Genomic DNA, 24,795 nt, shown 5'->3' with positions numbered 1-24,795 from the left:
GGGCCGTAGAGCGCGGACTCAGCCTCGCGCAGCGAGGCCGAGGCCCCTGGTCATGGGCCGAGTCCGTGCGANNGGCCCGGTGCCCCTTTTACACGGCGAGGCCTGGCGCCAAAAGAACCTTACCCTTCACCGGCAAACAGCCAACAACACCCCCACTACCCCAAACGCCCCGCAACAGTCCGTTCCCCAATCGCCAATCCCACCGTCATCCCGACCCCCGAATGCATCACCGCCACAGTGGTAGCCTCATCAACCGGCATCACAGAAAACGGCGCCGGCCCATGCGCCCCATAAACCCCTTGCCAGCGTTCGACAACCCGCAACCGTGCCCCCAACGCCTGCGAGGCCAGCTCGAGCATCGCGTTATCCACTGCCTCATCATTGAACGGCGGCGCATCCTGCCCATAGCGATGCGAGTCTCCAATGATCAATTCCCCATAAGGCGTAGGGCTGATCAAAAGATGAATCCCATTCTCGAGCAAATACGGCGAACGCTCCTGGATGATGTCACGCAGCACCTGCGCCGAGGGCAGATCCGAAAACGCCCCATAGTGCACACATGACAGCCCCGTCAACACCGGACGGTCCAGTTGCTCGATAGGATTGGACTCGAATACTGCACGCAGCATTTGCAGCCGCGTCACCTCCAGGTCCATCGGTGCGAACAACTCGGGCATCAAGGTCAGATAATCATGCCCCGGGCATACAAATACATGCCCGCCCTGAAAATCCCCCGCCGTCGTACTGACAAGACCGCCCTGCACTGCACGCGCCAACGTGCCGGTAATGAACGTCACGCCCAACGATTCCGCCAGATAGCGGGTGATCGCCGGCAACGCTTCGCGCGAATAGATCTGCAGATCGTCGTGTCCTTGTATCGCAGCGCAATGGTGTGCAAGCCTGCCGCCATACAGGCGAGCGAGCTCGCGGCTGGACAATAGCTGCGCACGATAGCCTTCCTGGTGCAATCGCGTATCCGCAAATTCCTGCAATACGTCCGCCTCGTCGGCATTACGCGCCAGCACGAGCGCACCGTTGGCACGTACATGAAACCCGGCCTTTGCAGCCAGTTCCAACCAGAGCTCGCGCGCCTGCTGCGCATGCGACAACATCATGCCGGGAGGTTGCCCCGTGACGATGACTTGGCCAAAATTGCGGACGGTGGCCCCATGCGCTTGACGGCTGCGTTCGATGACGGCCACAGACAGACCACGTTTGGCCGCGGCCCAGGCGTGAGCGACGCCGAGCATACCGGCGCCGACCACGATGACGTCGAAGTTTTTCATTTCTAAAGAACCCAACTTATTTTTTCTTGGCTTCGGACTTGCCGTCATAGCGCTTGGTCCATTCCGCGATGATGCGATCGCGATTGGTGGCAGCCCACGTGAAATCGTTTTTGATCATGCGCGAGCTCAGGTCTGCCGGCAGATTGGGATTTGCCGTGGCGACGGATGGGATCGCCAACACGGCAAAGTTCGTTTTGTACAACTCGTTGGCTTCGCGGCTGGCCGAGAAATCCGCCAGTTTTTTCGCAGCATCCAGATTCTTGGTGCCCTTGATGATCGCCGTTGCCTCGACTTCCCAGCCCAGGCCTTCCGACGGGAATACGGCCTCGACAGGCGCGCCATCGGCTTTCAGCTTGGCGGCGCGATAGTCAAACGAGATGCCGATAGGAAATTCGCCGGCAGCCGCCATGTTGCAAGGCTTGGAGCCCGAGTGCGTGTACGAGCCGATGTTTTTGTGCAAGGCATCCATGAATGCCCAGCCTTTTTCTTCGCCAAACATCTGCAGCCAGGCGCTCACATCCAAAAAGCCCGTCCCCGACGAGGCCGGATTCGGCATCACGATTTTGCCGGCGTACTCAGGCTTGGTCAGGTCTTGCCATGACGCGGGCTTGGGCAGTTTCTGCTTTTCCGCCTCGATGGTGTTAAAGCAGATCGCGGCGGCGAAACCATCCATGCCGACCCAGCTCGGCTCGGCCTTGGCATCGCGCATGTTGGCGGCGATCTGATCCAGACCTTTGGGCGCATACGGCAGCAACATGCCTTGGCTGTCCATCAAGCCCAGCGACGTTCCCGCCAGGCCCCAGACTACATCCGCTTTCGGATTGGCTTTCTCGGCCAGTAATTTCGCGGTGATGATGCCGGTGGAATCACGCACCCATTGAATCTTGATATCGGGATTGGCCTTTTCGAATGCGGCTTGATAGGCCTTGATCTGGTCGGCTTCAAGCGCGGTGTAAACGGTCAGCGTGGTCGCAGCCGAGGCGGTGCCCATGACACCGGTCAGTGCAGCAGCCAGGGCGAGTAGCGTGTAGTGTTTCATCTTTTGCTCCGATAGATTCCGGCATTCATGCCGCACAGAAAACAGGCGCAGCCGCGAGGCTGCAGGATTGATCTGATTCAGGTTGAGCGCGTTGAACAGGGCCTGGTGCTGTGAACAGCGCCTAAGTCATCCCTAATGCAGCCCAGACACTCAGGGACGCTGGCCTGCGGCCAGNCGCGACTCGATTTCGGTGATGATGGCCGGCAAATCGGCAATGGTGTCGATCACAAAATGCGGAGCAACGCCAGACAGCTCTTGATTGGCGCGTGCACGTGCCGCATCTCGGCCGGCTGCATCCAGATTCCGATATTCTTCCAACGTCAAACCGGCGGCATTGCCAGAGAGCAGCAGGCCAACCGTCCACATGCCCGCTCGACGCCCTTCTTCGATCCCCGGCGCGGTATCGTCAACTTTGATGCAGCCGGCTACGTCTGCGAGGCCCAGTTCCACGACATTCTTCAGCGCCATCGCAGGCGCAGGACGGGCGCGCGGCACTTCGTCGCTGGCAACGATGTATTCCGGTGCGATGCCTTCTGTAGCGGCGCGCTCGATGACGCGATCCATCACGCTGCGGGGATAGCCCGAGCAGGAACCGATTTTCAAACCCCGGTCACGCAACGTATTCAACACCTCGACAGCACCGGGAATGGCGGCGGAATACTGCGCCACCTTTTCCAACTGCATCGGCAAGAAACGTTCGTAGATGGCCGTCACATCATCGTCCGTGGGCAGGCGGCCAAACGTTGCCTCGTACTGGCTCGCAATTGCAGGCTCGTCGCACAGCGTGCGAATGTGATCCCATTTGCCCATCCCCATCGGGCCACGCGCCTGCTCCAGCGAAACATTCATGCCGAACTGCGCAAACGCTTCGACAAAGACCTTGGTCGGCGCAAAGGAACCGAAATCGACCAAGGTGCCGGCCCAGTCAAAAATCACCGCCTCCAGGCGGACGGGCAATGACGGTACTGTCATGATAGTTATTCCAGAAAAATTAGACGGAGACCGGACGACGCCACGCTTGCGTGCGAGCCACCAGGGTGCGGCTGGCCACATGCATCACCAAAGCCGCGATGGCGGAGCTGGCCATGATCACCGTGCACATCGCCGCAGCAGGGCCTATGAATCCAGCATCATCCATGTTCAACACCGCCACGGCCGCCAACACCGTAGACGGGCTATACAAAAACACCACCGCAGAGACGGTCGTCATCGACGACACGAATAGATAACGAGCAATATCCAGCGCAGCGGGCAAGCACATCGGCAGCGTCACCCGCAAAAAGGTGGTGACGCGCGGGACTTTCAGCGATGCAGAGGCCGCCTCGAATTCAGGATCCAACGCATTCAGCGCCGTGGCCGCAGTCAAGTGGGCGCTGGTATAGAAATGCACCACCGTGCACAGCACCAGCAACGGCATCGTCCCGTACAACACATTCAAGGGGTTCGACGGACTATTGAAAAAGAAGATATAGCCCAGCCCCAACACCAACCCCGGCACTGCCATCGGCATGAGCGCCAGCATGCCGGCCAGGCCGCGTAAGCCGCGCGCCACCACGCCGCGAGCGGGGACCTTTTCCATCATCCACGCACCGACGAAAACCACCATGGTGCCCACGACTGCCGTGCAGAACGCCAACTGCAGACTATTGCGCCACGCCAACCAACCGCCTCCATCCATATTGTTGAAATCATATGAACGCAGCGACATGGACAAGTTGTACGGCCACATCTTGACGAACGACGCCCAGACCGCCACACCGATGATCAGCAGCAGGAACGCCGCCACAATGCCGGCCAGCGCCAAGAACACGGTATCGCGCTTGCGATTCGTTTCGGCCACGTAGGGCTGCGCACGGCCACTCATTTGTGCCCCTTGGCGGGCACGCAAGCGGCGATCCAGCACAAAGGTCAGGATCGCGGGCAACAACAGCATGATGCCGATGGCCGCGCCCTTCGGGAAATTCTGCTGACCGACGACCGCTTTATAGGCCTCCATGGCGAGGACGTTATAGTCACCGCCGACGACCTTGGGCACGCCAAAATCCGTCACAGTCAGGGTAAAAACCACGCAGCAGGCGGAAAACACCGCGTAGCGCGTCCCTGGCAACGTGACCGTCCAGAACGTGCGCAGCGCGCCCGCCCCCATCGCACGGGTTGCGTCATAGAGCCGGCCGTCGGCCAGCGCCAAGCCGGTCAACAGAATCATGAGCGCATGGGGGAACGTGTAAAACGCCTCGCCGAGGACAATGCCCCAGAACCCGTAAATCGTGACGCCGCCCAACAACTCTTTCAACAAACCCTGGTTGCCCAGCAAGTACACCAACGCAATTCCCGGCAACAACGACGGTGCCAGCAATGGCAGCAGCGCGATCGTACGCAACAGGCTTTTGCCCACGATGCGCGTGCGAGTCAGCGCATAGGCAAACGCGTACGCGCAGGGCACTACCACCGCCATCGTCACCACGCCCACGGCCAGACTGCGCGCCACCATCGCCAGGAAGCCGTCGGCTCCGATGATGCCGGCCAATACCGACAATCCCGTCCAATTGCCCTCGCTGTCCATGACTGACTTGGCCAGAATTCCCAGCAACGGCAGTGCCAGGAAAATCAGCAGCCCAAGCACCAGGGCTCCCTGCCCCGCGTTCAGGCCCCAGGTACCAATCCATGCGGGCATGGGGCGTCTGCCCAACGCATCCAGAGTTCCCTGTGAAGCGAAATGATGGTCAGGCACAACTCTCGTCCCTGTCGCAAGCGGCTTCGCCATAGACGGCTCAGTCGTCGCAGACTCAAGCGTAGGCGCGTATCGCATGGCGAGGCAGCTCCACCCAGCAACGGCTGGCAGCGTGAGGGCCCAGCAGGGCGTCTCCGATTTCAGGGGAAACGATGGAGTGCAACGTCGTACCGGGCACGCCGTCCAGACGGAGCGCCAGACGGTAGCTGCGGCCCAGGAACACACCATCCAGCACCTGGGCCAACACGGCGTTGGACTCGTCGGGACGGACCGTACTGACGCGCACGGCCTCTGGACGCACAAAGAGTTTGCCGGCTTCGAAGTCCAGCGCCGATTCCACGGCCAGCTCCTGGCGCCCTACCCTCGCACGATGCGCATTGACGCGCTGGAACGGCAGCCAGTTGGCCTCGCCCACGAAATCCGCAATGAATGCCGAACCGGGCTGGCGATAGAGATCGCGCGGCGTTCCATACTGCTCGATCACGCCGCCATTCATGACCGCAATACGATCGGCCATGACCATGGCTTCCTCCTGGTCATGGGTCACCATCAGCGTGGTGATCGACAAACGTTTTTGCAATGCGCGCAGTTCAACGCGCAGATGCTCACGGACGCGGGCATCCAGCGCGGACATGGGCTCGTCCAGCAGCAATAACGACGGCGACGGCGCCAGGGCGCGAGCCATCGCGACGCGCTGTTGCTGCCCGCCTGAAATCTGCCCGGGATATTTCTTTGCCGCCCCCTCCAGCCCAACCAGCGTCAGCATCTCCTCGACACGGTGCTCTACGTGTTTGCGATGCGCGCGTTTACCGCTGAGGCCATAGGCCACGTTCTGCGCAACAGTCAGATTGGGAAACAGGGCATACGACTGAAACAGGATGCCGTAATCGCGCTCCTGGGGCGGAACGTGAGAAATATCGCGCCCCGACAACACGATCGTGCCACTATCCTGCCGCTCCAGGCCCGCGATGGCGCGCAGCAAGGTCGTTTTGCCGCAGCCCGACGGCCCCAGCAGGCAGACCAGCTCGCCTGCGCGGATATCGAGCGACACATCGGCCAAAGCCGTATGCGCGCCGAATCGCTTGACGAGGTGCCTGACAGAAAGAAATGCTTGGCCGGGTTGGGGCATAGTGCCTCCGCGTAAAAGACAGAGGCAGTATGAGAACCGCGTATTGTGTGTTTATGACACTACGCAAAAATGTCGTAATAGAAATATCAAATAATTTTGGTTTACTTAGGGGTTGGCCTCACGTCCCTTTTTAGCCACCGGGTTGCCTCCCCTCTGCGGGGCAGCAGCCCCCGGGCTCAACGTGCGGGCTTTTGCCTCATTGATATTCAGGACACTGTGCTCGTCGCCGAACTCAAATCTTTTTACGCTGTCGCCCGCTGGGGCACTGTCACCAAGGCCGCTGCGCAACTGGGCATCAGCCAGCCTACCGTCACCGGCCAGCTACGCCAGCTGGAGTCCCGCTATGGCATCGAGCTGTTTTATCGCCATGGGCGCAGCATGCACCTGTCCGATGCCGGCCAGCGCCTGATGCCGCTGGCTGAAAAACTGGTTCAACAGGAAACCGAGATCGATTTTTGGCTGCGTGACGCCAGCGAGCTGCGTGAAGGCCACTTGCGCGTCGGCGCCACCGGGCCGTTTTACATCATGGATACGGTGCAACGGTACAGCCAGCGGTACCCGGGTATTGATTTGACGCTCACGATCGGCAACTCGCAGGCCATGTTGCAAGCCCTGCAGGATTACCGTATCGAGGTTGCCACCTCATCGTATCTGAGCGAAGAAAAACACTTCTATCGCCGAATGATCGCCGCCGACCCATTGCGCATCGTGACGCATCGCGAGCATCCCCTTGCCCGCCGCAGCCAGGTCCAGTTATCCGACCTGTCCCACTACGCCCTGCTGCTGCGCGAACCGGGCTCGATGACGCGGAAATTGACAGAGAGCGCGCTGGAGGCCGCCGGCGTCACTGTCGGCCGCATCCTGGAAATCGGCAGCCGCGAATCGATACGCCAGGCCATTCTGTGCGACCTGGGTATCAGCCTGATTCCTTCCCGTGAAGCGCCGACACACCCCGACCTGGTCACGCTGGAAATTACCGACGCGACCATCGTGATGAATGAATACCTCTATTGCCTGCGCGAACGCCAGCCCGTGCAATTGATTGCACGGTTTCTGGAAATGGCGCCCACGGCGGGCTGAGAGACCGCGCCGTTCCCCGAATCGTCACACGTCGCGCGCCACGGGGCGGGCCGAATCACTGCACCACTCGCTCCACGAGCCCGGATACAGACGCGACCCGGTCAATCCCGCGACCTCCATGGCCAGCAGATTGTGGCAAGCCGTAATCCCCGAGCCGCACTGATGCACGATCGTCGCGGCGTCGCGATCGCCTAGCAGCGCTGTGAACTCGGCGCGCAGCTGAGCCGCGTCCTTGAACCGCCCATCTGCCTGCAGGTTTTGGCCATTGGGACGATTCAAGGCTCCCGGAATATGGCCCGCCACGGGGTCCATGGGCTCGACTTCGCCGCGATAGCGGTTCGCCGCCCGGGCATCCAGCACGGTAAAAGCCGGCGCAGCCAGGTTTGCCAGTACCGCATCGGCATCAACCGTATCGGCCAATGGCTGGCCCAACAGCGAGGCATTTTCGGTCTGCTCGGCGTGAGACGACGCGGTGCTGCCGGCGGCTTGACCCTCAGTGCTCGTAGGCAGGCCCGCCGCCGTCCATCCCTGCCAGCCGCCGTCCAGCACGGCTACCCGCTCGTGCCCCAGCCAGCGCAGCATCCACCACAAATGGGCGGCAAACATGCCGCCACTGGCGTCATAGGCGACGACGAAGGTATCCGGCCCCACGCCATGCGCGCTCAGCAACGCGGCCAGCGCCTCGCGCGTAGGCAAAGGATGACGGCCATTTTTGCCCGTGCGCGGCGCGGCGAGTTCCGTTTCGTGATTCAGATAGCGCGCCCCCGGGATATGCCCCTGCTCATATGCGTGCCGCCCCGCGGCATGATCCATCAGGTCGTGGCGCACATCGAACACCCGCAGATCGGAAGAATCCAGGCGAGCAGCGAGCTCGGTCGCGGAAATCAAGGTCGTAGTCATCCGTCTTCGCTCCGGCAAATTAAAAAAATAACAAAGCCCCCACGCTGCGCCTTCGGCTTGTTGCCCGGCGACGAAAAGTCGCCACTGCCCGTCTCACGACCCGGCGGGCATGCGCATGGTACGCCACACTGACAATAGCCCCGCGGCGATGATGAGGCCCATCCCCGCCCATGCCAGACCGTCGGGTTGATCGCCCCAGAACCCCATGCCCAGCAAGGCGGCAAAAATGATCGTGGTGTATTGCAAGGCAGCCGTCAACAGCGCCGAGCCGACACCAAAGGCCCGCGTCATCGTCAGTTGCCCGAACAGGCCCGCCACGCCGATCCCGACCAGCGATGCGTAGCCCTCCCAACCGACTTGCCCCCAACCCTCGAGCGTCAGGCCCAGCGCGCTGCTCAGGCACACCGCCAGCGAGAAAAACAGGACAGTGCGCCATTCGGGCTCACCGACGCGGCCGAGCAGGCGGATCTGCATCATCGCCACGGCAGACGTCGCCCCGGCGCACAAACCAAACAACGCCGCCATCCATTGGTCGGGGTTGATGCTGGGACGCAATATGGAAATCACCCCGGCAAACCCCAGCGCCACGGCCAGGATCCGTACCGGGTCGCGTTGCGATCCGCCCCATCCCAGCATCCAGCAGGCAATAAACAGCGGCGCCGTGTAATTCAGGCTGGTCGCGGTCGCCAACGGCAGATGCGAGATCGCAAAAAAGCCCAGCCACATGGACGCCACCCCAGCCACGTTGCGCCACACGTGCAGGCGCCAACTGGTCGGCACAATGGACTGGCGTCCGGCACGAGCCCAGATCAACAGCAGTACAACCGACGGGAATCCACGGAAAAGGACGATCTGGGGCAGCGACGCGCCGTACTCCGTGGCCATTTTCACAAATGACCCCATGAGGGCAAACATGGCCGACGCCACCAACATCCAAAGAGCCTGCATGGGGGCTACGCGATGAAAATGAAGAAAAATAGGGGAAAGCGCTACTATACTCCGGGTCCGGAAAATCAACGTTGGCCGGACGGGAACTGCCGTGCTTTTTCCCAGTCCAAAAGGCCCTCATCGCTCGCAGAGGAATACCCCAAGCATGAAACGCATTTTTCTGTTTATCGTCACCAACTTAGCCGTCATGGTGGTGCTATCGGCCACGCTCCGCATCCTGGGCGTGGACCGCATGATCACGGCCCAAGGCCTCAACGTCCAGGCGCTGCTGATTTTTTCGGTGGTGGTGGGCTTTACGGGCGCCATCATCTCGCTGCTGATGAGCAAGCCCATGGCCAAATGGAGCACGGGCGCTCAGGTGATCGACCCTAATGCTCCCGGGGGCCCCCGCGAGGCGTGGCTCATCGATACGGTGCACCAGTTGGCCGACCGCGCCGGTATCGGCCGGCCCGAGGTCGCCATCTACGAGGGTGCGCCCAACGCCTTTGCGACGGGCGCCTTTAAAAACGATTCGCTCGTGGCCGTGTCCACCGGGCTGCTCGACAGCATGACCGAAGAAGAAGTCGCCGCCGTCCTCGGCCACGAAGTGGCGCACGTGGCCAACGGCGACATGATCACGCTGACCCTGATCCAGGGCGTGGTCAACACCTTCGTCGTATTCCTGGCGCGCCTGGTCGGCTATTTCATCGACCGCGTGGTGTTCAAAAACGAACGCGGCGTCGGCATCGGCTATTACGTCACCGTCATTGTCTGTGAGATCGTCTTCGGCATCCTGGCCTCGATCATCGTGGCCTGGTTCTCGCGCCAACGCGAATACCGTGCCGATGCGGGTTCCGCTCAACTGATGGGCTCGCGCGAACCCATGATGCGCGCCTTGGCCCGTTTGGGGGGCCTGGAGCCAGGCGAATTGCCCAAGAGCTTCGAGGCCTCGGGTATCGCCGGCAAAGGCGGTCTGGCTGCTATTTTTGCCTCGCACCCGCCCATTCAGGCCCGTATCGCCGCTTTGCAGCAAATGCGCGTGGCCTGAAACGGCTCGTCAAGGTGGTCAGTAACGCTCGCTGACCACCAGCAAAAAACCGGCTTGACGTCAAAATCGTCAAGCCGGTTTTTTATTGATGAGGCACTGCAAGACCCCACGGCCCTCGCGCCAGGCCGCAGGCGCTGCGCGAGGGTCTGTGACTGCCTACCCCTTAATCCAAGGTCAGGACCGTCGCCCCAGTCGTCTTGCGCGCGGCCAACGCCGTCTGCGCCTCGCCTGCATCCTCCAGGCGATAGCGCTGGTCGATGCGTACCTTGATCTTTTTCTTCAAGACCAGGTCGAACATCTCCTTGGCTGCGGCATTCAGTTTCTCGTGCGTATTGACGTGCAGCCCCAGCGACGGACGCGTCACATATAGGCAGCCCTTTTGATTCAGCGTCGCCAGATTCACGCCCGACACGGGTCCCGACGCATTGCCAAAGCTGACCATCAGCCCGCGCGGCTCGATGCAGTCCAGCGAGGTTTCCCAGGTATCCTTGCCCACGCCGTCATACACCACCGGGACTTTCTTGCCGTTGGTCAGCTCCAGCACGCGCTCGGCCACGTTTTCACGCGAATAATCGATGGTTTCCCATGCGCCGTTGGCCCGGGCCAACTCGGCCTTTTCGGGGCTGGACACCGTGCCGATCAGCTTGACGCCCAGCGCCTTGGCCCACTGGCAGGCAATCAGGCCCACGCCGCCCGCTGCCGCGTGGAACAAGATGGTTTCATTACCCTGCAGGCGATAGGTCTGGCGAAACAGGTACTGCACGGTCAGACCCTTGAGCATCAGCGCAGCCGCATCGTCGAAATCAACGCCCTTGGGCAGCTTGACGACCTGTGCCGCCGGCACGTTGCGCGCTTGCGCATAGGCGCCGATCGGGCTCTGGCCATAGGCCACGCGATCGCCGACTTTCAGGTGCTTGACGTCCGCGCCCACGGCCTCGACCACGCCCGCGGCCTCAAAACCCAGGCCATGCGGCAAGGGATGCGGATACAAGCCCGTACGGTAATAGATATCGATGAAATTCAATCCGACCGCATGTTGGCGGATCGTGATCTCGTTGGCAGCGGGCGGCGGGACCTCGACGTCCACGAGTTTCAGGACTTCGGGTCCGCCATGTTGCTCAATACGGATTGCCTTGACGACATTGCTGGTCATACCAGCCTCCTATGTTGTGATGAATTTCCAAACTGCCCTGCGGCGACATACCGCGTCATTGCTTTGGCTCTGGACGGCGGCCGCCCATGAGTACCAATATTCCACATAACACCAGCGCGGTTCCTCCCAGCTGCCATAGCGTAATCGGCTCGTCCAACAACCACGCAGCCAGAAACAAGACCGACACCGGTCCCACCATACCCAACAGCGACGCGGTCGGCGCGCCAATCAGCGCGACCGCCCACATCAGCATGAACACCGGCATCACCGTGTTGAACGTGGCGTGTACAAACGAGTAGCCATATACGCCCAAGGGCTGGATCAACATGGATGGCGGGTGGACGACAAAGAACTGCACGATACAGGCGATGCACGATACCGTCATGGCATAAGCCACCAGCCGCGTTGCCCCCACGCGCTTGACGAGTTCGCCCGAACAAATCAGGTACACAGCATAGCTGAGCGCCGAGCCAAAAATAAACAAAGCCCCAAGCGCCACATGGGAACCGGAGCCATGCGCCAGATCCTGCGCGAACACCAGGATCACGCCCAGATACGAAACCACCATGGCCACCCATTGCCGGGGCGAAACCGGACGCTTGAGCCACCAGGCCGACAACAGCACCACCAGCGTAGGAGACAAAAACAAAATCAGACGCTCCAGGCTGGCCGTCACGTACTGCAAGCCCAGAAAATCCAGAAAGCTGGACAAGTAATACCCCAGCAATCCCAGCAAACACAGCACAACCCGCTCTCGCCCAGTCAAAACGGGCAGTTCGCCCTGGGCGGCCCGACGGGACTCGCGCCACGCCACCGCGGCAAAGAACGGCAAGGAAAACAGCATGCGAAAAGCAATCAATGTGACCGCGTCGATGCCGTAGCGATAGGTGAATTTCACGACGATGGCCTTGGCGGCAAAGAGCACGGCTCCCACCGTCGCCAGGAAGAACCCAAGGACGCGAGGCGAAACAATCGTAGTAAAGCGCAATTGAGGAGGAAGGTTCATCAGAGACTTTAAGAAGCCACGGCATTACGGCGAAGACGAACAGATCCCGCACGGCGCCTGCAGCAAAACGGCCGAAGTCACACCGCTATAATCGTCGGTTCCTAGGAACGGCGACAACCAAGCCAATCCGGTCCCCGCTCCTCACGACTCACGCATGACCCGTCAACGCGCCCTAGTTTATATCCACATTGCCGCTGTGCTGTTCGGCCTGACAGGCGTTTTCGGCGAACTCATCCAGGCCAGCGCTGCCCTCATTACGCTGGGCCGCGCCTTGTTTGCGGTCGTCGCTTTGCTCGGCTTTTCGCGGTTGCAGCGCAAGCCCCTGTTCACGTCGCTGACTCCCGTGCAATTATTCATGTTGATTATCGCCGGCTGCCTGCTGGCGGGCCATTGGGTGACGTTCTTCATCTCGGTCAAGGTCGGCGGTATTGCGGTAGCCACGTTGGGCTTTGCCAGTTTTCCAGCGTTCATCACGCTGTTCGAGGGCCTGCTGTTTCGTGAAAAAGTCCGCTTGGCGGAATGGCTGGTGCTCGGGTTGGTCACGCTCGGGCTCGTCCTGGTGACGCCGTCGTTCGATTTCGCTGACCAGGGCACGGTGGGCTTGGCCTGGGGCATTCTGTCCGGCCTGTCGTTCGCGCTACTGGCGCTCAGCAACCGGCGCTCCACCGTCGGGCTGGACGCCATGCAGGTCGCCTGCGGCCAGAACATCGTCGTGGTGCTGGCCATGTTGCCTTTTGCTGCCAGCCAGTTGCCGCATCTCGCCGGCATAGATCTGTTCTGGATTGTCTTGCTGGGCGTTTTCTGCACCGGCCTGTCGCACTATTTGTTCGTGTCCAGCCTGACAAAGCTCAATGCACGCACTGCGGGCCTCGTGATTGCACTGGAACCGGTGTACGCCATCGCCTTTGCCTGGGTATTGTTCTCGCAACAACCCAGCCTGCGCATGATCGCGGGAGCCATACTGATCGTAACGGCGATCGTGTGGTCGGGGCTGCGCAAGGCGGCGCATTAGACCCTTATACGCCTTGGCCTGTTAACGCCGCCATTTTCTGCATTGACAATTATTGCCTAGGCAATAAAATACGCTCCATGAACGCCCCCCGCTCCGCCCCCGATGACGGCACGCCTGTGCACTACCGCGCTACGTCGCGCTGTACCTCTGACGACAATGTCGGTTTCATGATCAAGCAGGTCTATCACTCGCTGACCCGCCTGCTGGACATGGAAACCGCTCCGTTGGGGCTGACAGCCATCCAATGGCGCCCCATCGCCTTGATTGCGCGCGGCACTGCCGACACGCCGGCCGAGCTGGCGCGCTTGAACGGTGTCGATACCGGCGCAATGACTCGCACCCTGGACCGCCTGGAAAGCAAAGGGCTGCTGCGCCGGATACGCAGTCACGAGGATCGCCGGGTCGTCAAGATCGAGCTCACCGAACTGGGCCATGAAACGGCAAAAGCCATTCCTGCCTGTATTGCCCGCGTGTTGAACCATCATCTGCGAGGCTTTTCCAACGAGGAGCACTCGCAATTGCGGCACTTGCTCTGCCGAATGCTGGCCAACGGCTCGGACGGAAAATCCCCCGAACCCTGATTTCACGCAACACCAAACCCTGGATCGAAATGGGGATATTCCTCTCACCAGGTTTTTTTTACGCCATAATACTTGCCTAGGCAAATACAGTTTAATCAACAATATTCAGCAAAACGTCAGATTGACTACTCCCGACAACTGATGAAACCTCTACTCCCCGTGGCGCTGCTGCTGGTCCTGGCAGGCTGCGCATCAATGGACCCGACCACCGAGCCCGTGGCCCCGCTCGAGGCCACACAGCTCGGCTTGCAGAACGCGTCTGTGTCTTGGCCTGACACCCAGTGGTGGCACCGCTATGGCGATGCGCAATTGAATACGCTGGTTGATGAGGCCTTGGCCAACAGCCCGTCCATGACATCGGCGCAGGCCCGCCTGGCTCAGGCGAATGCAGTCGTGCGCGGCGCACGCGCGCCGTTGATGCCGCGCGTCGATGCGAACTACTCCCTCAGCCGCGAGCACTTACCCGAAAACTACATTTACCAGGCGCCCATGGCGGGATCTGTCGTTTCGGATAACCGGCTTGCGCTGGACTTTAGCTATGAGCTGGATTTCTGGGGCAAAAACCGCGCCCGGCTCAATGCCGCGATTTCACAACGCGCGGCCGCCGAAGCTGACACTCAGGCAGCGCGAAACGTGCTCGCCCGCGCTATGGTGCGCAGCTATTTGAATTTGCAGAATGCATTTGCGCAGCGACAAGTCCTGCAGCGCATCCTGCAGCAACGTACCGATGTTCTGCAACTGACGCGCGATCGCCAACGCGCAGGCCTGGACACACAAGTCGAAGTCAAGCAGGCCGAATCATCGGTCGCCGCAGCCAAGGTCGATCTGACGCAGACAGAAAGCAATCTGGCCCAACTGCGCAACCAGGTCGCCGCGCTGGCCGGCGCTGGTCCGATACGTGGCCAGTCCTTGCAACCTGTCGTCCTGTCGGCTCGTGCGGGTGTCATACCAGAGAACGTACCGCTCGACTTACTGGGCCATCGCCCGGACATCACCGCTGCACGTTGGCGCGCCGAGGCGGCCCAACGCCAGATCGAGGCCGCCCGCGCCGAGTTCTACCCGAACATCAATCTAGTGGCTTTTGCCGGATTTCAAGCCCTCGGGACCGGCAATCTGCTGGACGCCGGCAGCCGCACCGCCGGCATTGGCCCTGCCATCACGTTGCCGATTTTCCATGGCGGCGAACTCAATGCCAACCTGGCGGGCCGCAAGGCAGACGCGGACGTGGCGGTCTCGGATTACAACCAGACCGTGCTGGACGCCGTGCATCAGACCGCCAATGCTATCGATGGCCTGCGCCTGATCGACCGCGAAATCGACCAGCAACACCAGGCCCGCGAAGCCATCGATGCCGCCTATGACCTGGCCGTGCAGCGCTACCGGGCAGGCATGGGCAACTACCTCACGGTGCTGATCGCTCAGACCGGCGTACTCACCCAGACCCGGCTGGATACCGACGTGCGCTTTCGCGCCTACCAGCTCGATGCCGACCTGGCCTATGCCCTGGGTGGGGGCTACGCGCCCACCGCCGACACACCGGCAGCCTCTTCTTCTCATTGACCGACCCGGACCCCGACGTCATGACCGCAACTCCTGTAACTCATCCTGCCCGCAAACGCCTGCTGTTGATCGCCGCTGGCGTGTTCATTGTGCTGGCCGTTCTGTATGCCATCTGGTGGGTCTTGTTTGGCTCTCATGTGGAAAGCACCGACGATGCCTATGTGCACGGCAACCTGGTGCAAATCACCCCGCAGGTTCCGGGAACCGTTATCGCTATCGAGGCGGGCGACACCGAACACGTCTCGGCCGGCCAGGCCGTGATCCGGCTGGACCCGGCCGATGCCGAAATCGCCCTGCAACAAGCCCAGGCCCAACTGGCCCAGACCGTGCGCCAGGTCCGCACCCTGTACGTGCAAAATGACTCCCTGGCGGCCGATGTCAACGTTCAACGCGCCAACATCGAGCGCGCGCAGGCTGACCTGAAACGCGCGCAAAGCGATCTGCAGCGACGCCAGACGCTGGCCAAATCGGGTGGCGTCAGCGGCGAAGAACTGCTGCACGCACAGACCGAACTGAAATCCGCACAATCCGGCCTGGCGCAAGCTCAGGCCACACTGGCCGCCGCTCAGGCCCGATTGGCCACCAACCAAGCGCTGACCAACGGCACGACCGTCACCGATCATCCAGATGTCCGGCAAGCCGCTGCCAAGCTGCGTGACGCATGGCTCGCCCACGCCCGCACGGTCCTGCCTGCCCCCGTCGATGGCCTGATCGCCCGCCGCAGTGTCCAGGTCGGCCAGCGCGTCGCCCCTGGCAATACCCTGATGAATGTCGTCCCCCTCGACCAAGTCTGGGTTGAGGCCAACTTCAAAGAAGGCCAATTGCGCCACATGCACCCAGGCCAAAGCGCCACGCTGATCTCCGATCTGTACGGTGACGACGTCGTCTATCACGGCACCATCGTCGGTCTGGATGCTGGCACGGGCAGCGCGTTCTCGCTGCTGCCCGCACAGAACGCCACGGGCAACTGGATCAAAGTCGTGCAACGCGTACCGGTACGTATCGAACTCGATCCCGAGGAGCTCAAAGCCCATCCCTTGCGCGTCGGACTGTCGATGGACGTAGAGGTGGACATCAGCCAGAAAGAGACGTCATCCGGCGCACAAGCCAAGCCGCGCCACGAACCCGCCTGGTCAACCCATGTATTCACCGATACCCAGGCTGGTGCAGACGCATTGATCGACAAAATCATCAAGGCCAATCTAGAACCATGAGCGCTCCCCGTTCCTCTGGACAGCCCAGCGCGCCGCCCCCTTTGGAGGGGGCTACCCGCATCATTGGCTCCATCGCGCTGTCGACTGCGGTGTTCATGAACGTGCTGGACACCTCGATCGCCAACGTCTCGATCCCGACGATTTCCGGGGATCTGGGGGTCAGCTCCAGCCAGGGCACGTGGGTCATTACCTCGTTCGCAGTCGCCAACGCCATCACGGTACCACTCACAGGTTGGTTGACGCAGCGGTTCGGCCAAGTCCGCTTATTCATCATTTCCACCTTGCTGTTCGTACTCTCGTCATGGCTGTGCGGGTTCTCGCCATCACTGGAGGCATTGATCGCCTTTCGCGTATTGCAAGGCGCGGTCGCCGGGCCCATGATCCCGCTGTCGCAAGCGCTGATGCTGTCCAGTTTCCCGAAATCCAAAGCCGGCATGGCGTTGGCCATCTGGTCTATGACCACCCTCGTCGCCCCTGTCGCGGGGCCACTGTTGGGCGGCTGGATCTCGGATAACTACACGTGGCCGTGGATTTTCTATATCAACGTTCCCGTGGGATTGCTGGCCGCATGGATCAGTTGGCGGATATACCGCGACCGCGAATCCCCCACGAGAAAACTCCCCATCGACAAGCTCGGCCTGGTGTTGCTGGTGATCTGGGTGGGATCCCTGCAAATCATGCTGGACAAGGGCAAAGAGCTCGATTGGTTTGCCAGTCAGACCATCCAGTTGCTTGCCTTAGTGGCAGTTGTCGCATTCGTCTTCTTTTTGATCTGGGAGCTCACCGACGCGCACCCCATTGTCGATTTACGCTTGTTCAAAGAACGCAACTTCACCGTCGGGGCGGTGACGCTGGCGGTGGCCTATGGCGTGTTCTTTGGCAACGTCGTGCTGTTGCCGCTCTGGCTGCAAAGCAATATGGGCTATACCGCGACCTACGCGGGCCTGGTGACCGCTCCCGTCGGTATTCTGGCGATTTTACTGACGCCATTCGTGGGCAAAATGCTGGCGACCCGGGATGCCCGGCTCATCGTCACCGTTGCGTTCATCGTATTCGCGCTCGTGTGCTTCATGCGCTCGAACTTCAACACCGATGTCGACATACGCACCTTGATGATTCCGACGGTCATCCAGGGGGCCGCGATGGCTGCGTTCTTTGTGCCATTGACCTCGATTACCTTGTCAGGCCTGGAACCATGGCGCATTCCTGCTGCATCCGGGCTATCGAATTTCGCCCGGCTGACCGCCGGCGCGTTCGGCACGTCGATCGCCACGACGCTATGGGAAAATCGCGCCACGCAACACCATGCTCGTTTGACCGAAATCGCCAGCCCTGGCCATCAGCCGTTTGACCAAGCGCTCGATACGCTGCAAAACGGCGTAGGGATGTCGCATCAAGCCGCCCTCGCTCGATTGGACGGTCTGATCAATACACAGGCGTTCACCATGTCTGCCGTGGATGTGTTCTACGCCTCGGGCGTGATTTTCATTCTGCTGACCGGACTGGTGTGGTTTGCGCACGGCCGCAAGAAAACCGCGGCAGGTGGCGACGGCGGGGCTGCCGAAGCGGCCGCAGGCGCTCACTGAGGTCCCGAACGACACACAGAAGCCCGACAGCGATAAACTGCCATCTTTGTGTGCATAAAACGTGGAACACAACGGGCGGGGCCAGAAACCTCTGGCCCGCTGTAGACTCCCGCTCGCACACCCCATCAGTCGAACAACATCTGGAGAACAGTGGTGGCAGGAACCAAGCACAAAATCGCAGTCATCGCCGGCGACGGCATCGGCAAAGAAGTCGTTCCTGAGGGATTGCGTGTCCTGGACGCGGTGGCAACGCGCTTTGGCATTGATTTTCAGTGGGATCATTTCGACTGGAGCTGCGACTACTACGCCAAGCACGGCAAAATGATGCCTGACGACTGGGCGACCCAGATCGGCGGGCACGAAGCGATTTTCTTTGGCGCCATTGGCTGGCCCGCCACTGTCCCGGATCACGAGGCGCTGTGGGGCTCGTTATTCCAGTTCCGCCGCCATTTCGACCAATACATCAACCTGCGCCCCGTGCGCCTGATGCCCGGCGTGCCCTCGCCCCTGGCCAATCGCAAGCCCGGTGATATCGATTTCTTTATCGTCCGCGAAAACACCGAAGGCGAATACTCCAATAGCGGCGGCCGCCTGTTTGCCGGCACCGAGCGCGAAGTCGTCATCCAGGAAAGCGTCTTTACCCGCATCGGCGCCGATCGCGTCTTGAAATTCGCCTTTGACCTGGCGCAAAAGCGCGGCAAACACCTCACCGCAGCCACCAAGTCCAACGGCATTTCGATTTCCATGCCCTGGTGGGACGAGCGCGTCGCAGACATCGCTACCCAGTACCCTGACGTGCGTTGGGACAAATATCACATCGACATCCTGTGCGCACACTTCGTGCAGCACCCGGACTGGTTCGACGTGGTCGTCGCCTCGAATCTGTTTGGCGACATCCTGTCTGACCTGGGCCCGGCCTGCACCGGCACCATCGGCATCGCACCGTCAGCGAACCTGAACCCGGAACGCAAATTCCCGTCCTTGTTCGAGCCCGTGCACGGTTCGGCCCCCGACATCTACGGCAAAGGCATCGCCAACCCGATCGGCCAGATCTGGAGCGGCGCGCTGATGCTCGATTTCCTGGGCTACCCGGACGCTTCCAAGGCCGTGGTCAGCGCCATTGAAACCGTACTCGCCGAAGGCCCGCGCACCCGCGACATGCAGGGTACCGCGTCCACGGAAGAAGTCGGCAAAGCCATCGCCGCGATCATCGCTGCTGGCAAATAAACCGCATCAGGCCGGATATCCGGCCATGCGTACGCCTCGGGCACGTGGATAAAACGTCTCGCAGAAATTGGAATGACGTTCCATTTCCGGAGGACACCTCATCCACGTGCCCGAGGCGTTTCATCGCCCTCGTCCGGGCTTCCAATCGTCACCGCCCAGCGGCGATCACGAACGCTACGGTCAATAACCGCGCTCGCGCGCAATCAAGCCCGTCAATGGTTGACCCTTGAAAAAGCGCTCGATCTTGTCGACCACCTGCGCTAGCGTCTCATGTTGCAAGGTGATTGCCGAAACATGCGGCGTCATGGTGACTGCAGGATGCGTCCAGAACGGATGATCGGCAGGCAAAGGCTCTTGGCGGAACACATCCAACGTCGCTCCCTGTACATGCCCCGTCTTCAGCAGTTCAAGCAGATCCTCTTCGACGAGATGATCGCCGCGCCCCATGTTGACGATGTGCGCCTGCGGCAACAACTGCTCTAGCGTCTCGCGGCGCAAGATATCTCGCGTATCGGGCGTCAGCGGCAAGGTGTTGATCAACACCCGCGTACGCGCCAGAAAGGCGGGCAATTGCTCCAGTCCCGCAAAGCTTTCTACTCCTGCGGGCACTTTGCCGCTGCGCGACCATCCTGCCACGGGATAGTCCAACGCGGCCAGCGTCTGCGCGACCTTGGTTCCCATGACCCCGGTGCCCAACACGCCAATCGGCCATGCTTCACGCCGCAATTCGGGCAACGGTTGCCACACGAGCGCACGTTGCTGCGCGACATAATCATCGAACTGCCGGCTCGCACGTGTCACCGCCCAGACGGCATACTCTGCCATCTGCACGGCCATGCCGGCGTCTTCGAGGCGAACGAGAGGCAGATCGGCCGGCAGCGAGGGCAGTTTCAGCAGCCCATCAACGCCCGCGCCCAGGTTAAATACCACTCGCAGTTTGCGCTCACGCTCAAAAAACTCGGCTGGCGGCGACCACACCACCGCAACGTCGGCATCCTGTGGCGGCAAACCGGCGTGCCACAGCGCCACCTCGGCATGCGGCATCGCCGCAGCCAGCGGCTGGACCCATTTTTCCTGCGCGGCACTATTCGTCGAAACAACCAGAACTTTCATTGCAAGGCCCTCGTATCAGCATCAACCCTCTATGCTGCCATAGTCTTGCAATACGACCCGGCTGAGCATGGATCCTCGCGCAGGCAAATCTGGCCCCGCTGAGCATGGATCCCCACGCAGGCGAATCTTGTCCGCGGGCACAAATCACGCCGGCGCCACGCGTCAGCGCAGCGCTCGGCCCCCGCAATCAACGCCGCTTCGATCCCAGCAACGACCCTAGCACCCCGCGCACCAACTGCCGAGCCATAGAACGTGCTGTGCTCTTGACCACCGACTGCACCACGCCGTCGCGCTTGCCACCACGTGGGCCGGTAGAACCAAACAGCAGCTCGTTCAAGCCGTCCATCACGCCGCCAGACTCACTCTGGTCAGCCGACCCTTTCTGAGCGCCGGCAGTCTTGTCCGCCGCAGATCCCGCCGCAGCATCTGCGACATCGGTGCTGGCACGGGCCGTCAAGACCTCGTACGCCGACTCGCGGTCGATCGCTTTGGCATATTTGGCAGACATGGTGGGATCCTGACGCAGCGCCTGACGCTCCGCATCCGTGGCCGGGCCGATACGGCTGCCCGGCGGCATGATCCATGCGCGCTGCGTGGGTTCCGGCCGGCCCTTGGCATCGAGCAGCGACACCAGGGCTTCGCCCACGCCCAGTTCCGTAATGGCCGCTTCGATATCCAGTCCCGGATTCGGACGCATGGTTTCTGCCGCGGTTTTGACGGCCTTCTGGTCACGTGGCGTAAATGCCCGCAGCGCATGCTGCACACGATTGCCCAACTGCCCCAATACCGTATCCGGAATATCCAAGGGATTCTGCGTCACGAAATACACGCCTACCCCCTTGGACCGCACCAGACGCACAACCTGCTCGATTTTGTCCAACAGCGCCTTGGGCGCATCGTTAAACAGCAAATGCGCTTCATCAAAGAAAAACACCAGCTTGGGTTGTTCCACGTCACCGACTTCGGGCAGTTTTTCGTACAGATCGGCCAACATCCACAACAGGAATACGCTGTACAGACGTGGCGCCTGCATCAACTTGTCGGCTGCCAGAATATTGATGATGCCGCGCCCCTGCGCGTCGGTGCGCATCAGATCTGCCACGTCCAGCATCGGTTCGCCAAAAAACAGCTCGGCGCCTTGCGATTCCAGGGTCAGCAGGCTGCGCTGGATCGCGCCCACCGATGCCGAGGACACGTTGCCATATTTGGTCTTCAGCTCCGCGGCCCGATCGGCCACGTTTTGCAGCATGGCGCGCAGGTCCTTCAGATCCAGCAGCAACTGTCCTTCGTCGTCGGCCACGCGGAACACCAAGGTCAACACGCCCTCTTGGGTGTCGTTCAGCTCGAGCATGCGCGACAACAGCAGCGGCCCCATGTCAGAGATCGTGGCGCGCACGGGCAAGCCCTGCTCGCCAAACACATCCCATAGCACGGCGGGGTTCGCCCCCCAGACCGGCTCGGGCAGATCGTTGTTCTTCAAGCGTTCCTGCAGCTTGGGCGACGCCCCCCCTGCCTGGGAAACCCCCGTCAGATCGCCCTTGATATCAGCCAGGAACACCGGCGTACCCATGCGGGAAAAGGCCTCGGCCAGTACCTGCAAGGTGACGGTCTTGCCCGTTCCTGTCGCCCCGGTAATGCAACCATGGCGATTCGCCAGCGCGGGCAACAAGGCCAGTTGAGTCTCGTTATTTTTTGCAATGACAATGGGATCAGGCATCCGTGCTCTCCGGCAAGCAAAACTAGGGCACCGCACCGCGCCTTCGGCTCACTGCCCGCAGGGGCGCTGGCGGCACAAAAACAGTGACGCAAGTGTAGAGCGTTCGCCACGTCTTGTGCGGACTTCGGAGGTGGGAAAACGGCAGGAATTGTCAATCACCGGCCGTGCATTGGTCTGGCATGGGCAAAGAAGGCACATCTGGCCGCTCCGTCTGTTCGTCAACCACGGTAAAATGCCGGTTTTGCCGACATTTTCATCTGGGACACCATGGCCGGACACAGTAAATGGGCCAATATTCAGCACCGCAAAGGCCGCCAAGACGCCAAACGCGGAAAGCTCTGGACCAAAATCATTCGTGAGATCACCGTCGCGGCACGTGCCGGCGGCCCGGATCCTGACAGCAATCCGCGCCTGCGGATGGCCTGGGACAAGGCCACCGACGCCAATATGCCCAAGGACAACATCCAACGCGCCATCCAGCGCGGCGCAGGCGGTGCCGATGGCGCCAACTACGAAGAAGTCCGCTACGAGGGCTACGGCATCGGCGGCGCTGCCGTCATCGTCGACTGCATGACCGACAACCGCACCCGTACCGTTGCCGAAGTCCGCCACGCATTCTCTAAAAACGGCGGCAACCTCGGCCAGGAAGGCTCCGTTGCCTTCATGTTCAAACACTGCGGTCAATTCGTGTTCGCCCCGGGCACCCCCGAGGACACCGTCATGGAAGCCGCCCTCGAAGCCGGCGCCGAAGACATCACCACCGATGACGAAGGCGTCATCGAAGTCATCTGCGCCCCGACAGACTACGCTGCCGTGCGCCAGGCATTCGAATCGGCCGGCCTGAAGGCCGAGGTCGACGGCATCATCATGAAGCCGCAAAACGAGACCGAGCTCACCGGGGACGACGCCGTCAAGATGCAAAAACTGCTCGACGCGCTGGAGGGCCTGGACGACGTGCAGGAAGTCTATACCACCGTTGTGTTTGACGAAGCCCAGTAGTAACCGCCATGCCCCCAGGGACATGCGTCCCCGGGCGGGTCTGCAGTAAAAACCGACCGGCGAAACGGGGCGACCCGTCAGCCTTTTGTGCCAAGCCTGTGGCGGCAACGCCCTGGCCTCTTTAAGAAGTCATCGAAAAATGAAACTCCTGGTAATCGGCTCTGGCGGCCGCGAACACGCCTTGGCTTGGCGCCTGGCCCGCTCGCCCCGTGTCCACAAGGTCTATGTCGCGCCCGGCAATGGCGGCACCGAGCAGGGTGACCTGCTGCAAAACGTGCCCCTCACCAGCCCTAAGGATCTGGCTGACTTCGTCGAGCGCGAAGGGGTTTCTCTGACGGTCGTCGGCCCCGAGGCGCCCCTGGCGGCCGGCGTCGTCGATGTTTTTCGTGAACGCAAACTGAAAATCTTCGGCCCGACCAAGGCCGCGGCACAGCTGGAAAGCTCCAAAGACTACGCCAAGGCCTTCATGGTGCGCCACGGGATTCCTACGGCCCGCTACGAAACCTTCACTGATCCGGCCAAGGCCCACGCCTACGTCGACCAGGAAGGCGCCCCCATCGTGATCAAGGCAGACGGCCTGGCCGCCGGCAAAGGCGTCGTCGTGGCCGCCGATCTGGCCGAGGCCCACGCCGCCATTGACGCCATGCTCGGCGACGGCAGCATGGGCGAGGCCGGCGCCCGCGTCGTCATCGAAGAATGCCTGGTCGGCGAAGAAGCCAGCTTCATCGTCATGTGCGATGGCCGCAACGTCCTGGCGCTGGCCACCAGCCAGGACCACAAGCGCCTGAAAGACGGCGATGCCGGCCCCAATACGGGCGGCATGGGCGCCTATTCCCCCGCCCCCATCGTCACGCCGGAACTGCATCACCGCATCATGCGCGAAATCATTCTGCCCACCGTTCAGGGCATGGCGCGCGACGGCATTCCCTACACGGGTTTCCTGTACGCCGGCCTGATGATTGCTCCGGGCGACGATCCGGATCGCGCTATCAAGACGCTGGAATTCAATTGCCGCATGGGCGACCCCGAAACCCAGCCCATCATGATGCGCGTCAAAAGCGACCTGCTCGATGCGCTGGAACACGCCGTCGAGGGCACGCTCGACCAGGCCGACATCACCTGGGATCGCCGTACCGCCCTGGGCGTCGTCCTGGCTGCCCACAACTATCCTGGCACACCGCGTAACGGCGACACCATTGCGGCGCTGCCGGCAGAGACCGAAGACTGCGCCGTTTTCCACGCGGGCACCCGCCTGGAAAATGGCCAATTGAAAACCTCCGGCGGCCGCGTGCTTTGCGTCACCGCCTTGGGCGACTCCGTCCGCATGGCGCGCGAGCGTGCCTATGCCGCCGTGGACGGCGTGCAATTCGATGGCCGCCAATACCGGACGGACATCGGTTGGCGCGCACTGAAGCCGTCCCAGCAAAAGGCCAAACCTTAATCAAACGCAAAGCATTGGTGACCCCACAGGCTTAAGCTATCCAGGT

The 24,795-nt window shown here is 61.4% G+C and carries 21 protein-coding genes; 10 read left to right on the top strand and 11 right to left on the bottom strand.

What is annotated here, in order from left to right; all coding sequences use genetic code 11:
• Positions 1–155: 155 nt before the first annotated feature.
• From ACNA0I_RS23005 to ACNA0I_RS22985, 5 genes are all read right to left on the bottom strand, one after another.
• Positions 156–1,286: a TIGR03364 family FAD-dependent oxidoreductase gene (locus tag ACNA0I_RS23005; RefSeq protein ID WP_415808357.1), complete on the bottom strand. Its 1,131-nt coding sequence runs from the start codon at positions 1,284–1,286 to the stop codon at positions 156–158.
• A 16-nt stretch (positions 1,287–1,302) separates the two neighbouring features.
• Positions 1,303–2,325 carry a putative 2-aminoethylphosphonate ABC transporter substrate-binding protein gene (locus ACNA0I_RS23000; protein ID WP_415808356.1) on the bottom strand — a complete coding sequence of 341 codons (1,023 nt, stop codon included), beginning with the start codon at positions 2,323–2,325 and terminating at the stop codon, positions 1,303–1,305.
• A 175-nt stretch (positions 2,326–2,500) separates the two neighbouring features.
• A partial coding sequence (gene phnX / locus ACNA0I_RS22995; protein WP_415808355.1) for a phosphonoacetaldehyde hydrolase occupies positions 2,501–3,297 on the bottom strand: 797 nt, incomplete at its 3' end.
• 19 nt (positions 3,298–3,316) lie between these two features.
• On the bottom strand, positions 3,317–4,999 hold the full coding sequence (locus tag ACNA0I_RS22990; RefSeq protein ID WP_415808354.1) for a putative 2-aminoethylphosphonate ABC transporter permease subunit: 1,683 nt from the start codon (positions 4,997–4,999) through the stop codon (positions 3,317–3,319).
• 112 nt (positions 5,000–5,111) lie between these two features.
• Positions 5,112–6,185 (bottom strand): putative 2-aminoethylphosphonate ABC transporter ATP-binding protein, encoded by a 1,074-nt coding sequence (locus tag ACNA0I_RS22985; RefSeq protein ID WP_415808353.1) that lies wholly within the window; start codon positions 6,183–6,185, stop codon positions 5,112–5,114.
• Positions 6,186–6,401: 216 nt separating this feature from the next.
• Between ACNA0I_RS22985 and ACNA0I_RS22980 the strand changes: the two genes are divergently transcribed.
• The gene (locus ACNA0I_RS22980) at positions 6,402–7,265 is read left to right on the top strand and encodes a LysR family transcriptional regulator (protein ID WP_415808352.1); all 864 of its coding nucleotides are present in this window, start codon (positions 6,402–6,404) and stop codon (positions 7,263–7,265) included.
• A 24-nt stretch (positions 7,266–7,289) separates the two neighbouring features.
• Here the strand turns inward: ACNA0I_RS22980 and ACNA0I_RS22975 are convergent, their stop codons facing one another.
• The gene (locus tag ACNA0I_RS22975; protein ID WP_415808351.1) at positions 7,290–8,165 is read right to left on the bottom strand and encodes a sulfurtransferase; all 876 of its coding nucleotides are present in this window, start codon (positions 8,163–8,165) and stop codon (positions 7,290–7,292) included.
• Positions 8,166–8,258: 93 nt separating this feature from the next.
• Positions 8,259–9,113: a DMT family transporter gene (locus tag ACNA0I_RS22970; protein ID WP_415808350.1), complete on the bottom strand. Its 855-nt coding sequence runs from the start codon at positions 9,111–9,113 to the stop codon at positions 8,259–8,261.
• Positions 9,114–9,258: 145 nt separating this feature from the next.
• Between ACNA0I_RS22970 and htpX the strand changes: the two genes are divergently transcribed.
• Positions 9,259–10,140 (top strand): protease HtpX, encoded by an 882-nt coding sequence (htpX, locus tag ACNA0I_RS22965; RefSeq protein WP_415808349.1) that lies wholly within the window; start codon positions 9,259–9,261, stop codon positions 10,138–10,140.
• A 163-nt stretch (positions 10,141–10,303) separates the two neighbouring features.
• Here the strand turns inward: htpX and ACNA0I_RS22960 are convergent, their stop codons facing one another.
• Both ACNA0I_RS22960 and ACNA0I_RS22955 read right to left on the bottom strand, forming a co-directional pair.
• Positions 10,304–11,293 carry a quinone oxidoreductase family protein gene (locus tag ACNA0I_RS22960; RefSeq protein ID WP_415808348.1) on the bottom strand — a complete coding sequence of 330 codons (990 nt, stop codon included), beginning with the start codon at positions 11,291–11,293 and terminating at the stop codon, positions 10,304–10,306.
• A gap of 55 nt (positions 11,294–11,348) precedes the next feature.
• Positions 11,349–12,299 (bottom strand): DMT family transporter, encoded by a 951-nt coding sequence (locus tag ACNA0I_RS22955; RefSeq protein WP_415808347.1) that lies wholly within the window; start codon positions 12,297–12,299, stop codon positions 11,349–11,351.
• A gap of 154 nt (positions 12,300–12,453) precedes the next feature.
• On the opposite strand from ACNA0I_RS22955, the gene ACNA0I_RS22950 reads away from it, so the two are divergent.
• The 6 genes from ACNA0I_RS22950 to ACNA0I_RS22925 all read left to right on the top strand — a co-directional run bounded on the left by ACNA0I_RS22950 (position 12,454) and on the right by ACNA0I_RS22925 (position 19,479).
• Positions 12,454–13,311, top strand: a complete 858-nt coding sequence (locus tag ACNA0I_RS22950) for a DMT family transporter (RefSeq protein WP_415808346.1) — start codon at positions 12,454–12,456, stop codon at positions 13,309–13,311.
• Positions 13,312–13,388: 77 nt separating this feature from the next.
• The gene (locus ACNA0I_RS22945; protein WP_415808345.1) at positions 13,389–13,892 is read left to right on the top strand and encodes a MarR family winged helix-turn-helix transcriptional regulator; all 504 of its coding nucleotides are present in this window, start codon (positions 13,389–13,391) and stop codon (positions 13,890–13,892) included.
• Between the two features lie 141 nt (positions 13,893–14,033).
• On the top strand, positions 14,034–15,452 hold the full coding sequence (locus tag ACNA0I_RS22940) for an efflux transporter outer membrane subunit (RefSeq protein WP_415808344.1): 1,419 nt from the start codon (positions 14,034–14,036) through the stop codon (positions 15,450–15,452).
• Positions 15,453–15,472: 20 nt separating this feature from the next.
• Positions 15,473–16,666 carry an HlyD family secretion protein gene (locus ACNA0I_RS22935; protein ID WP_415808342.1) on the top strand — a complete coding sequence of 398 codons (1,194 nt, stop codon included), beginning with the start codon at positions 15,473–15,475 and terminating at the stop codon, positions 16,664–16,666.
• A complete protein-coding gene (locus ACNA0I_RS22930; protein WP_415808341.1) occupies positions 16,663–18,252 on the top strand; it encodes a DHA2 family efflux MFS transporter permease subunit in 1,590 nt (529 codons plus the stop codon). Before ACNA0I_RS22935 ends, ACNA0I_RS22930 begins: the two co-directional genes overlap by 4 nt.
• 153 nt (positions 18,253–18,405) lie before the next feature.
• Entirely contained in the window at positions 18,406–19,479 is a 1,074-nt protein-coding gene (locus ACNA0I_RS22925; protein WP_415808340.1) for a tartrate dehydrogenase, read from the top strand.
• A gap of 180 nt (positions 19,480–19,659) precedes the next feature.
• Here the strand turns inward: ACNA0I_RS22925 and ACNA0I_RS22920 are convergent, their stop codons facing one another.
• On the bottom strand, positions 19,660–20,592 hold the full coding sequence (locus ACNA0I_RS22920; RefSeq protein ID WP_415808339.1) for a 2-hydroxyacid dehydrogenase: 933 nt from the start codon (positions 20,590–20,592) through the stop codon (positions 19,660–19,662).
• Between the two features lie 187 nt (positions 20,593–20,779).
• On the bottom strand, positions 20,780–22,309 hold the full coding sequence (locus ACNA0I_RS22915; protein WP_415808338.1) for a helicase HerA-like C-terminal domain-containing protein: 1,530 nt from the start codon (positions 22,307–22,309) through the stop codon (positions 20,780–20,782).
• A gap of 267 nt (positions 22,310–22,576) precedes the next feature.
• Here ACNA0I_RS22915 and ACNA0I_RS22910 point away from each other — a divergent pair, with 267 nt between their 5' ends.
• On the top strand, positions 22,577–23,308 hold the full coding sequence (locus ACNA0I_RS22910; RefSeq protein ID WP_415808337.1) for a YebC/PmpR family DNA-binding transcriptional regulator: 732 nt from the start codon (positions 22,577–22,579) through the stop codon (positions 23,306–23,308).
• Between the two features lie 139 nt (positions 23,309–23,447).
• The gene (gene purD, locus ACNA0I_RS22905; protein ID WP_415808336.1) at positions 23,448–24,749 is read left to right on the top strand and encodes a phosphoribosylamine--glycine ligase; all 1,302 of its coding nucleotides are present in this window, start codon (positions 23,448–23,450) and stop codon (positions 24,747–24,749) included.
• Positions 24,750–24,795: the final 46 nt, after the last annotated feature.

It is taken from the genome of Bordetella muralis, from assembly GCF_965139205.1.
GTDB classification, from domain to species: Bacteria; Pseudomonadota; Gammaproteobacteria; order Burkholderiales; family Burkholderiaceae_B; genus Bordetella_A; species Bordetella_A muralis.
This window is presented reverse-complemented; position numbering and strand designations above follow the sequence as displayed.